At 59.9% G+C, this 12,413-nt stretch carries 9 protein-coding genes; 8 read left to right on the forward strand and 1 reads right to left on the reverse strand.

Going from position 1 to position 12,413, the window contains the following annotated elements:
- Positions 1 to 88: 88 nt before the first annotated feature.
- Positions 89 to 2,311, reverse strand: a complete 2,223-nt coding sequence (locus AC0IM9_RS14345) for a PKD domain-containing protein (RefSeq protein ID WP_482804470.1) — start codon at positions 2,309 to 2,311, stop codon at positions 89 to 91.
- 391 nt (positions 2,312 to 2,702) lie between these two features.
- Here AC0IM9_RS14345 and AC0IM9_RS14350 point away from each other — a divergent pair, with 391 nt between their 5' ends.
- The 8 genes from AC0IM9_RS14350 to AC0IM9_RS14385 form a co-directional block, all read left to right on the forward strand.
- A complete protein-coding gene (locus AC0IM9_RS14350; protein ID WP_482804471.1) occupies positions 2,703 to 4,235 on the forward strand; it encodes an HAL/PAL/TAL family ammonia-lyase in 1,533 nt (510 codons plus the stop codon).
- Between the two features lie 4 nt (positions 4,236 to 4,239).
- Positions 4,240 to 4,659 carry an acyl-CoA thioesterase gene (locus tag AC0IM9_RS14355; protein WP_482804472.1) on the forward strand — a complete coding sequence of 140 codons (420 nt, stop codon included), beginning with the start codon at positions 4,240 to 4,242 and terminating at the stop codon, positions 4,657 to 4,659.
- Positions 4,656 to 5,237 (forward strand): outer membrane lipoprotein carrier protein LolA, encoded by a 582-nt coding sequence (locus AC0IM9_RS14360; protein WP_482804473.1) that lies wholly within the window; start codon positions 4,656 to 4,658, stop codon positions 5,235 to 5,237. Before AC0IM9_RS14355 ends, AC0IM9_RS14360 begins: the two co-directional genes overlap by 4 nt.
- Entirely contained in the window at positions 5,218 to 7,563 is a 2,346-nt protein-coding gene (locus AC0IM9_RS14365; protein ID WP_482804474.1) for an MMPL family transporter, read from the forward strand. The genes AC0IM9_RS14360 and AC0IM9_RS14365 overlap by 20 nt, the downstream gene beginning before the upstream one ends.
- Positions 7,560 to 9,380, forward strand: coding sequence for an intermembrane phospholipid transport protein YdbH family protein (locus AC0IM9_RS14370; protein ID WP_482804475.1), 1,821 nt, complete (start codon positions 7,560 to 7,562; stop codon positions 9,378 to 9,380). The genes AC0IM9_RS14365 and AC0IM9_RS14370 overlap by 4 nt, the downstream gene beginning before the upstream one ends.
- 35 nt (positions 9,381 to 9,415) lie before the next feature.
- Positions 9,416 to 9,610, forward strand: coding sequence for a YnbE family lipoprotein (locus AC0IM9_RS14375; protein ID WP_482804476.1), 195 nt, complete (start codon positions 9,416 to 9,418; stop codon positions 9,608 to 9,610).
- A 9-nt stretch (positions 9,611 to 9,619) separates the two neighbouring features.
- Positions 9,620 to 9,958, forward strand: a complete 339-nt coding sequence (locus AC0IM9_RS14380; protein ID WP_482804477.1) for a YdbL family probable chaperone protein — start codon at positions 9,620 to 9,622, stop codon at positions 9,956 to 9,958.
- A gap of 68 nt (positions 9,959 to 10,026) precedes the next feature.
- On the forward strand, positions 10,027 to 12,413 hold a 2,387-nt coding region (locus AC0IM9_RS14385; protein WP_482804478.1), incomplete at its 3' end, for a tetratricopeptide repeat protein.

A 12,413-nucleotide genomic window follows, 5' to 3' on the forward strand; every position in this document is an offset into this window, starting at 1 on the left:
AAAAGCCGCCGTTCAAAAGAACGGCGGCCTACGCTGTATGCCCAGCGGGCCGGCGGACACCGGACCCGGTGTCCGCCGGCAACGCCGGTTACCAGGTCAGAGTAAATACCGATCTAACGTTTTTCGCCGGGGCGTAGGTATAACCGGGAGCGGAAATACTGTTGATGGTATACACGCCGGATGCCGCCCTGACTTGTCTCGACGGTTTGGAGGTGTGAAACACGATACCGTCGGTTCCGGTTTTAGCAACCGAAGAACCGGACAGCGCACCCGACCAGGTGCCGGTTACCACCGCATTCGGCACCGGGCGGCCTTGGGCGTCAACCACTCTGAGCAAAATCATCCCGGTAGCAGTGGAGCCTCTGGCAACCATCAAGCTGGCGGAGCCCACGGATACCGATTTCACTGCCGGCGCGGTGACAACCACTTGTACCGATTGGGTATCGGTCAAGTTGTACTGGTTGGTTACGGTCAGTTTTGCGGTAAAGGTCCCGGCGGTTTTGTAGATATAGACCGGGTTGGCGCTGGTGGAGCTGCCGCCGTCGCCAAAGCTCCATTGGTATTTGACGATATTGCCGTTGCCGATGGATTTGTTGGCCGAGAAATTGACGGTCAATGCGCTAGGCCCGCTCAAGGTGGAAGCATCGATCACCGCAGCCGGTGCGGCGGCGCCGGCATTGGCAACCGGGAACGAGCCGGTGATGCTGTATTGGCCCAAGCTGGCGTAGGTCGGATAGCCGTAATCGGTGCCGGCAGCGGCATGAGCGCTGCCACTAACCGCCAGATAATAAACGCCGGCAGGTACCGTACTGTTGATCGTTGCCGCCAACGAGGTTTCCGACGCACTGGTCGCAACCACGCTGCCATCGGCTTTGTAAAGCGTCGTTTTAACGTCCAGATTCGGACCTTTCGCGGCCGGTTTCACGCTCAGATTCACCAATCCGCCGGCCGTATTGACGATAAACATATCGATATCGGCAGCGGTTTCGATCACACCGAACGTGCTGACATTTGCTGTGGCGCCGGTTGCGGTGTTGTTCAACGAGCTGGCGTTGCCGAAAAGATTACCGAAATCATCAATGCGCGCATTAAATCCGGCGGATGCCATCACCGCCAGATCGTTTTGCTGGTTATTGGCACCAGGATAGACACCGGCACTCCACTGAGTCACATTTTTGTAGTAACCAACCCCCATGATCGGCGCCCAGCCGGTTTCGCCGGTACCGTGGCCGCTGTAATAACCTACCGTGGTGGTCCCGGAATTATGGCCGTCATGCAACAAGCCCAGGGTATGGCCGGCTTCATGCGATATCGCTTCCGCAATGTATTTTTCATTGTTGGCCAGCGATTGTTGGAACACCCATGCCGGTTGGTAGTAAGTGTTATTCACCATCGATACCACGCCGACGTAGGCGACACCACCGCAGTTACAACTAATGGTGCCGGTTTTGGTGATCACGACTTGGGTGCCGTAACTGGTATCGGCGGAACTGGTGCGGAGCAGCGCGTCGCTGCTGGGCGGCTCGGTGGTGACGTCGACATCGAAGGCAATGTAATCCTCGGCCACCCGATTCCAGATACTGATGATATTGCTGCGTTCGTTGTCGTCGAATACCGCCGGGTTACCGCTCAAGTCGTAGGCCGGCGCGGTGATGGTCGAGCTGCTCCAAGCGGTTTTGCTGGCGGTGTAGCCGACGAAGTTAAGATAAATGGTTTTGCTCGCGCCCGGTTTGCTATGCAATTTGAAGGCATTGGCCAGCTGCGCGGTAGAAGCGATCGGCACCGTGGTATTGCTGGTCGTCGCTGTGGTTGCACCGCCCGCCGTTTCGGGTTCGTGCGCGCCGGGATTACCGGCATCTTGGTCGACGTAAAACATCCGATTGTTCTCATCGACCCGCAACGAATCGTCGCTGAGTAGCATTTCCCGCAATTTGTCCGGTGTCAGGCCGTAACCGTCAGCCACCTTGGCCAGTTCGGCCCCTAAAAAATCGATGGCGTGTTGCCCTTCGTAATTGACCGGCAATTCGACGGAAGTTACTGCGGCTTGGGCCAGCACCGCGCCGCCGGCGTTTGCCGCTTGCATCGGATCGCTGCCGTCGCCGTTGGCTCCGGTATCGATGATTTGTTTGATTTTACCGGCCTGATCGACTTGAACCATGTAGTTGCGGCCATGCATGACGCTATTGACCAAATCGCGGTTTTGGTCGAGATCTTTGCCAAGCAACTGAGAGGTATCTGCGGCGAATGCCAGAGAGGCGGAGCTTGCAGCAATGGCAAAAATGCCCGCCGCAATCTTGTTGAGCGTTTTCATATCGGTCACCTTTATATCATATGAACTGCAACAGGCACACCAACCGATCCAACCTGTTGCAGTGACGGCTTTGCGTTATCGCCGTCGAGTTAATGGAATGCACGGAAAGCTAAACTCGCTGAGTTTGCTTTCTGCACGGCTCATTGTTACGAGCATTGCACCGGCATTCTTTGAAGTAGCTCTAACTTAGCAAGACGCAGAAACCAGCCTTGGCGAATAACTTGAGCCAGTCTTCAAAAAAGCCGCGCGCGGCAACCAGTAAACTTGGTTAACCCGCCGCCGCGGGATATGCGAAAATCCCGGACGTTTTGATTTACACAACCGGCATGTCCAACTCATCGTTACGCTACCCGGCCGGCTTCCGGCTCAACTCGAATCGCACACCGACGCCGTGACCCAACTGCCGCCCGTACTGTTCGACGGCTCGCCGTTGCCCATCGAATCCATCGCCGATCTGGCCCGCCAACGCCGTGGCGCTGGGTTAAGCGATAATCCGGACTTTGCCGCCCGCATCGACCGCGGTGCCGCCTTCGTCGACCGGCTATTGCAGGAAGAAGGCTGCGTCTACGGCGTCACCACCGGTTACGGCGACTCCTGCACGGTCGCCATTCCGGCCGATCGAGTTGAAGAATTACCGATTCATTTGTACACCTTTCACGGCTGTGGCCTGGGTCATCACTTCGACGCCGAACAAAGCCGCGCGATTGTTGCCGCACGCCTGGCCAGCCTGGCTCAAGGTTATTCCGGCGTCAGATACAAACTGTTGCAACAAATCGCACTATTGCTGCAACACGACGTTTTGCCGTTGATTCCGCAGGAAGGCTCGGTCGGTGCCAGCGGCGATTTGACGCCTTTGTCTTATTTGGCCGCGGTGCTGGCCGGCGAACGCGAGGTGCTGCACCGCGGACAACGGCGCCCGGCCGCAGAGGTATTGGCCGAGTTGCAGATCGAAGCCCTACGCTTCCAACCCAAGGAAGCCCTGGCGATCATGAACGGCACCGCGGCAATGACCGGCCTGGCTTGCCTGGCTTTCGACCGCGCCGCCTATCTGGCAGGACTCTGCACCCGCATCACCAGCCTGGCGGTGGCGGCCTTGCAGGGCAACGCCTACCACTTCGACGCCAAATTGTTTTCGTTAAAGCCCCATCCCGGCCAGATGCGGGTTGCGGCCCGGATCCGCGCCGATCTGCAAATCGCGGGCGAAGCGCCGCGCAACGACAAGCGCTTGCAGGACCGTTATTCGCTCCGCTGCGCGCCGCATGTGATCGGCGCCCTGGAAGACGCCCTGCCCTGGCTGCGGCAACTGATCGAAACGGAATTGAATAGCGCCAACGACAATCCGCTGATCGATGCCGACGGCGAACATGTGCTGCACGGCGGCCATTTTTACGGCGGCCATATCGCGATGGCGATGGATACCTTGAAAACCGCCGTCGCCAACTTGGCCGACCTGATGGACCGGCAACTGGCGCAACTGGTCGATCCCAAATTCAACCACGGCCTGCCGGCCAATCTGAGCGGTGCCTGCGGCGACCAGGCACCTTTGAACCACGGCTTTAAGGCAGTGCAAATCGGCGTCTCGGCCTGGACTGCCGAAGCCTTGAAACTGACCATGCCGGCCAGCGTGTTCTCCCGGTCCACCGAATGCCATAACCAGGACAAAGTCAGCATGGGCACGATTGCCGCACGCGACTGCATCCGGATTCTGGAACTGACGGAACAAGTGGCGGCAGCGTTATTGATCGCGAGCTGCCAGGCATTGGAACTGCGCGGCGGCCTGGATCGGAGCGGACCGATGTTGCAAGCGACTCTGCACCAAGTGCGCGAGCAAGTGGCGTTTTTGACCAACGACCGGGCGCTGGAAGCCGATTTGCGCCGCTGCCTGAGTGCGATTCGGCAGCAGCAATGGCAACTGTATCCGTAACGCCATGGCCGAAAAATTGACCACCGAAGTCGAGTTGCTGGTTCCGTTCCACGATGTCGATATGATGGAAGTGGTGTGGCACGGCCACTATTGCAAGTATTTCGAGATCGCCCGCTGCGCCTTGCTGGAAAGCATCGATTACGACTACCGGCAAATGCGCGATTCGGGATTTTTCTGGCCTATCATCGACTTGCACCTGCGCTACATAAAACCGGCGCGTTTCGGCCAGCGCATTTTGGTGCGCGCCACGCTGAGCGAGTGGGAAAACCGGCTGAAAATCGACTATCTGATCCTCGACCACGCCAGCGGCAGCCGGCTGTGCAAGGGCCACAGCGTGCAGGTGGCGGTGGATATCGAAACACGGGAAATGCGTTTCGAATCGCCGCCGGTTTTGTTCGCCAAACTCGGGATCGAAAAACCATGAAAACCTTATCCGCCCTGCTGCTCTGGCTGTTCACCGCCGCCGCCCAGGCCGACGACGCCTTGGCCGCCATCAAATCCCGATTGGTACCGGCGGCAATCGTCCAAGGCCATTTTCGTCAGGAAAAACAACTGAAATTTCTGAGCAAACCGTTGGTTTCGGAAGGCGAATTCACCTTCCAGCAGCAACGCGGCGTGATCTGGAAAACCGTCAGCCCGGTCGAGTCGGTACTGCTGATCGGAGAAAACCGCTTAATCACCAGCCAGGGCGAGCAAGCCCTGCCGGCCAGTTTCGGTCGCGTGTTTCCGGCCATGCTCGGTGGCGATTTCGCCGAGCTAAGCGCAGACTTCAGCGCCAGCGCCGAGATGCAAGCCGATTCCTGGCGCCTGACATTGCTGCCGAAAGACCCGCTGCTCGGCAAAGCCATCGCCGCCATTTACCTGGCCGGCGACAGCGAATTGCGCAGCGTGGAAATTCGCGAAACCGGCGGCAACGTGTCGCGGATCGGCTTCGACAGGATCAGCCGCCCAGCCCAACTCAGCCCGCAACAGGCGGCCGAATTTGCGCGTTTATCGCCCTAAACTTTACGCGGCGCTGTGGCTGCTGGGCATGCTGGCCCTGGCCTGGCTGACCCTGCAAAATCTGCGGCGGGATTGGCTGGAAACCGGCTTCCTGGCGCTACTGCCGCAGGCGGAACAACGGCCGGAGGTTGCAAATGCCATCGAACGCCACAATCAGGCCGTCAACCGCAAAGTGGTCTGGCTGGCTGGCGCTGCCAACGCCGGTCAAGCGGTAACCCTGGCCGAAACGGTGAAGACGCGCCTCGCCGCCAGCGGGCTGTTCGCCGAGTTGACCTTGCAAATTCCGCAGCAACAGTACCGGCAAAGCTATCAGCAACTGTTTAGTTACCGCTACCAACTGCTGGACGCGAAAACCCGGCAAGCCTTGCAACACGATCCAGAACGCTTGCTGCGCGAGAATCTGGAAACGCTGTACAGCCCGATCGGCCAGTTGCAGGCCGCCAATCTGGAACACGACCCGTTGTTGCTGTTCAGCCGTTACTTCGCCGCGCAAAACCCGCTGCAACTGAATATCGAACACGGCGCCGTGGTGGTGCCGGACGGACAGATGGTCTGGGCCTTGCTGGTCGGCGAATTGCCCGACCGAGATTTGAAACTCGACAAACTGGAACTCTTGCTGAGCCTGAATCAAAGTTTGCAAAACGAGGTCCGCCAACAAGGCGGCGAACTGCTGGCGACCGGCCTGCCGCTGTTTACCGCCTACGGCGCCCACCAGGCCCAACACGAAATATCCACCATCGGCAGTGGCTCGACGCTGGGGGTGGTATTGCTGCTCTGGCTGACTTTCCGCAGCCCCCGGCCCTTGCTGCTGTGTTGCCTGGCCGTGGCCGTCGGCCTGCTGGCAGCCTGGAACTTGAGCCTGCTGCTGGTCCCGAAACTGCACATCATGACCTTGGTGTTCGGCTCCAGCTTGATCGGCGTGGTGGTCGATTACGCGTTGCATTTTTTTTGCGACGGCCTCGGCCTGCCGCACTGGACGCCGCGCCGCGGCTTAACGTACGTGCTGCCGGGTATCGGCTTCGGCTTGCTGACCAGTTTGTTGGGTTATGCCGGTCTTGGCTTCTCGCCGTTTCCGGGTTTGCGGGAAATGGCACTGTTCTCGGCACTGGGTCTGGTCGCCTCCTGGCTTACCGTGGTCATGCTGTTTCCTGTGCTACTGGCCCGCTTCCGGCCGCAATACCAATTCGGCATGCTGAGTCTGGCCGGCTACTGGCAACGCAGCTGGCCGGAACGGCTACACCGCCATCGGCGTAGCCTGTCCGCCGGTTTCGCGCTACTGCTGGTCGGCGGCCTGAGCCTGTTGCGCGCACAAGACGACGTTCGCCTGTTGCAAACCGCACCAACCGAAATTACCGCAGCGGACGCCGACATCAGGCGGTTACTGCCGATCGGCCGCGACAACCAATTCTTCCTGGTCTCCGGCGCAGACCTGGCCGATTGGTACCGCAACGAACGCGGCCTGCTCGACGTGCTGGCACCGCTAACCGCGCAAGCCAAACTCAAGCAGTTCGATGGCGTCAGTTCGCACTGGCCGGACCCGACCCAACAACGAGCCGATTACCAGTTACTGAAAACCGGCGTTTACCGGCCGGATTTGTTGCAGCGCTATATGCTGAACCTCGGATTCGAGCAAACGGCAATCGATAATGAGTTACAAAATTTCGCGGCCGCAGAATCAAAAACGTTGAGCCTGGACGACTGGCTGGCAAGCGCCAACCCCAATCTGCGCCAGCAATGGCTGGGCTGCAACGCCGAGGCTTGCCGCAGCATCGTGACTTTGGCCGGCATCGCCGATCTGGCCCCGCTAAGAGCGCTGGCCGATTTGCCCGGCGTCGTCTGGGTAGACCACGTATCGCAATTGTCGGATTTATTCCAGCGCTACCGGCAGCGAGTGACAGTGCTGTTGGTTGGGGTGTGCGGCTTGATTCTGGGCATCCTGATTTACCGGCTGGGCTGGCGCGACGGCGGGCAGGTGATGTCGGTGCCGCTGTTGGCGATGTTAACGGCGCTGGCAACGCTAGGCTGGTTCGGCGAATTGTTTACCTTGTTCAATCTGTTCGCGTTGCTGTTGGTGTTGGAAGTTGCCGTCGACTATGCGGTGTTCTTCCATATGGCAGCAGCCTCCGCCGGTACGGTTGACAAGCGCGATACGACGACGCTGGCGGTGGCCTTGTCGGCCTTCACCACCCTGCTGGGCTACGGTTTGTTGGCAAGCAGTTCCACCGCCATCGTCCATGCCTTCGGCGTGACCTTGGCCGCCGGTGTCGGCAGCGCCTTTCTGCTGGCGCCGCTCATTGGCTTTAACGCTAATAAGGTTAAGCAATGAAGCCCACACCCGTTTCGCCGCCGGCCAGCAAACCCGCCAAACGTTACAGGTGGCTGTTTTTGCTGGCGCTGCTGGCGATACTCGGCGTTGCGTTCTGGAGCCTGCGCTTTCAAATTAGCGAACGATTGCTAATGCGCGCGTTGCAATTCAGTCCGCTGGTAGCATCGGAGTTGTCCGGCCTGAAATTCGATTCCGCGCGGGTGCAATTGGCCCGGTTCGGATTTACGCTGGAAACCGCCGCCGGCCCGTTGCAAGTAACGCTGGAAAACGTCGCCGCCGGTTACCGGCTCGAACCGCTAAGCCTGGAAGCCGTCGATATCGGCCACGCTGCGCTGAAGCTGGACTACCGGCCCGCTGCCGACAACCCCGCGGCGGCCGCTGCGGACGCCGAGCGCCAGCGCTTGCCGCTGCCGCCGGTACGCATCGCCCAGCTCGATCTGCAAATCGCCACACCCTGGGGCGACAGCAATTTCAACGGCAGCGCCCAATTCGGACTGACGCCGCCCGCCGCTTACCGGCTGAACCTCGAAGACGGCCGGCAAAACCTGACCCTGGAACTGGCCGCCGACATGAGCAATTTCGACCTGACGCTGGCGGGCGAGAACCGCGCCCGGATTCTGGCGCTGGACGGTTCCGGCTTCGGCGGCGCTGCCGGCAAGCTCAACCTGCGCGGCACACTGGGCGACATCGCTGCCTGGTTGGCAAGCACGCCGTTGCTGCCGGCCAAGCTGCGGCCGACCGGCGCGCCGACGGCGTTGGCGGCGCAACTCGGCAACAGCCGATTAAATCTGGACTTGCACAGTTCGGACGGCTTCAGCCACAACCAGGGCCGTTTGTCGCTGATTCGCGATAAAGCCATTCTGGCCGAAGCCAACGCCGCGATCAGCCTGCAACCGCAACCGGCCGCCGACATTACCGGCAGGCTGGCACTGACCGCCGGCGAAGCTTTCGACTTGGCCAAACCCTGGCTCCCTGAAACCGCCCGCAACTGGAGCGTGGAGTCGGGCCGGATCGCCGCCACCTGGCAAATCTATTGGCAAGCGCAACTAAAACGCGGCAAAGCCGACATCAATGTCTCCGATTTGGCGTTAACCGCCGGAGCGGCGCGCTTGCTGCACAGCGATATCCATGTCGCCGTCCCTGACCTCGGCGCCGGCAGCGGCGAACTCAGCGCCCGGATTCGGACGCTTGAATTGGGCGACGGCTTGAACGGCCGCGATCTGGAGATAGACGCCGCCTACCGGGAACCGGAATTGAATCTGAAGCGGGCCCGGCTGGCCATCTTCGGCGGCGAGTTGGAATTGGCACCGGCAACGTTCGACATCGGCCAGATGCCGCTGGCCCTGACCCTGCAAGCCCGGCAAATCGATCTGGCCCAACTATTGGCCAGCCTGCATTATCCGCAACTGTCCGGAACCGGCAGCGTCGACGGCGAACTGCCGTTAACGCTGGCAACCGACAGCATCGAACTGCAAAACGGCACCTTGTCCGGCACCCGCCCCGGTACTTTGCGCTACCTAAGCCCGGCCGACGACGGCAATCTGGCGTTTCAAGCGCTACGCAACCTGGTTTACCATCGCTTGCAAGCTCAATTAAACTACCAGCCCAACGGCGATTACCGGATCGGCTTGCGCCTGGAAGGCCACAATCCGGAAGTGCTGTCCGGGCACCCGTTGGCCTTTAACCTGAACATCAATGGCCAATTGCCGGAGCTGTTGCGCCGCGGTTTGGTGGCCGGCAATTTCGAACGCGCGATACTGGAAGAAGTCGGCCAGCAGCCGGCCCAACCCAAAGCCCAGCCCGCTGGGAAACCATAACCAACGCTGCCGCCGGCGGCCGAGAGGAGAAGATAATGAAATTAGCAGCGCAGTACCTACTGCCGGTCTGGGCCGTCTGGATACTGGCGGCATGCTCGCCGTCCGTCAAACTCGAAGCCCCGGACAAACCGATCGAGATCAACATGAACGTCAAGATCGAACACGAAATCCGCCTGAAAGTTGAAAAAGACGTCGACGATTTGATTTCCAGCCAAAAAGGCCTGTTCTAAGGAGAACCCATGTTAGCGAAAACCGCACAATCCCTGTTGTCCGCCCTGGCCCTGGGCTTGATATTGTCCACCTCCGCCGGCGCCGCCGATCTGGCGCAACTGAAAGCCGCCGGCACCGTCGGCGAACGCAGCAACGGCCTGCTGGGCCTGGTCAAACCTGACGCCCCGGCCGAAGTCAAAGCCTTCGTCGACAACATCAACGCCCAACGTCAGGCCGAATACCAACGCATCGCCGCCAAGAACGGCGTCAGCCCAGAAGAGGTCGCGCGACTGACGGCGCAAAAAGTCATCAACCAAGCCGCGCCGGGCCAGTTTGTCGATACCGGATCGGGGTGGCAGCAGCGGTGATGGGCCATGTAAAAGTGATCGCAAAAACATTTAATCTTTTGCTATCCCAAACAAACTAACGTGATTCGATGAACGGGATCTTCAAAGCAGTCATAGGTGCGATAGGTGGTTTCGCGACCTTATTATTCAGTTATCTGCCTGTTAAAAACGACGTCAAAGACTGGCTCGACAGTATCGATCTCACCACCCCTGAAACGCGGCTTCAACTTTATCTGCTCCCCCTGCTGAGTTTGCTTGGTTGGTGGTTGGTTATCTACCTTAAGCGAACCAAAAGACGAACCGATTGGTTCAGCCATTTTGCTTTTGCCGGCCCAGCGAAAAAATTCGATTTAGCCAAAGTTTCGATACAGTCGCGGCGCTTCGATATCCCTTTTATTCAAACGCGGCGGGGTTTGAACAAACCCTGGACCATGGCGTTGGAACGCAACCCGGAAAACCAACAAATCAGTGAGGATGCCAGCGCCTATTTCATACAAAAACGCACACAACACGCCAAAACTCAAGCGGCGCACCACCAAGGCATATTGCTCGAAGGCAATCCTTTCATCGGAAAAAGCCGCTTAGTCGCGCAAGTTCTGCAAACCGCGTTTCCGGATCACTGGCTGCTGGTCCCTCAAGCCAATAGCGCCATTCCAGAACTCGGCCCGGACGCCATCCACCATTTCAAAAACCAGCGGCTGGACATTGTTCTGGACGACCTTGAACTGTTTCAAGATCGATTGCCGGAAATCACGCGTTTGCTAACCAGACTCAAAGCCAACGGTTGTGCCGCCTTTATCTGGGCCACACTCAGAAACGGCGGCCCCGCCGCCATCGTCCAGGGCAACCAGGCTTTCCGCCCCCTGTGTGAATTGCTTGAGCGCCACATCCTCAATGCCCCCACGGATGCCATGCTGCAAGAAATGGCAACAGCCGCCAACGAAACGCCGATGGAGCACCCGTTGGAACACAATTTCAGCTTTGTCGAGCACCAAGCATTCGCAGAAATGCGACTGCGTTGGCGCACGCTGTCGGAACCCGCCAAAGGCATCATGCGCAGTGCTGCTACCCTGGATACCCGCGGCATTGCGCTAACCCAAGACCGTTGGCAAGCCTTTGCCCGGGCGATCGACCACATCGACTTGCGCCATCAATGGCCGACCGCTTGCCAGGAATTGACCGATCACGGCTTTTTGTTCGCCATGTCCCCGGATCCCGGTGTTTTGCAAAACGTAGTCGATACCCTGGGCGACGATCAAACCGTGCTGGACTATTGCTTCCAACAGCAGGATCTGCACCTGCTTTACGAATGGTGCACAAAAAAATACGACAACAAAGATTATGCCTTTGTCAAAAGAGAATTAGGGAAGCTCAACAACTTTGACGAGTCCGTTGATTCATTAACGATGGCAAAAGGGTACCAGCTACTTGGCTACGCTCATTACTACGACCATACCAAAGAACATGCCGAGTCTTGCATGAAGCAAGCCATTGACTACGGCGAGCGGGCCGAGTCGGCAGAAGGCTGGATTGAAGCCGCCAGGGCCGCGGTCAACCTCGGCGTTCTGCACGCGGAGCAGCAGCGCCCGGACCCGGCCGCCGACGCATACCGCATGGCCATCGACTACGGGGAGCGGGCCGACTCGGCAGAAGGCTGGGTTGAAGCCGCCAGGGCCGCTCGTAACCTCGGCCTTCTGCACGCGGAGCAGCAGCGCCCGGACCCGGCCGCCGACGCGTGCCGCCAGGCCATCGACTACGCGGAGCGGGCCGACTCGGCAGAAGGCTGGGTTGTAGCCGCCGGGGCCGCGTTTAACCTCGGCGTTCTGCAAAATGAGCAACAGCGCCCGGACCTGGCCGCCGACGCTTACCGCATGGCCATCGACTACGGGGAGCGGGCCGACTCGGCAGAAGGCTGGGTTGAAGCCGCCGGGGCCGCTCGTAACCTCGGCCTTCTGCATCAGGAGCAGCAGCGCCCGGACCTGGCCGCCGACGCGTACCGCCAGGCCATCGACTACGGCGAGCGGGCCGACTCGGCAGAAGGCTCGGTCGAAGCCGCCAGGGCCGCTCGTAACCTCGGCCTTCTGCATCAGGAGCAGCAGCGCCCGGACCCGGCCGCCGACGCGTGCCGTAAGGCCATCGACTACGCGGAGCGGGCCGACTCGGCAGAAGGTTGGGTTGCAGCCGCCAGGGCCGCGTTTAACCTCGGCGTTCTGCAAAATGAGCAACAGCGCCCGGACCTGGCCGCCGACGCGTACCGCAAGGCCATCGACTACGGGGAGCGGGCCGACTCGGCAGAAGGCTCGGTCGAAGCCGCCAGGGCCGCTCGTAACCTCGGCGTTCTGCACAAGCAGCAGCAGCGCCCGGACCCGGCCGCCGACGCTTACCGCCAGGCCATCGACTACGCGGAGCGGGCCGACTCGGCAGAAGGTTGGGTTCAAGCCGCCAGGGCCGCGTACAATCTCGGCTTGCTACAAGA

This window comes from Methylomonas sp. Uni0011, from assembly GCF_056850255.1.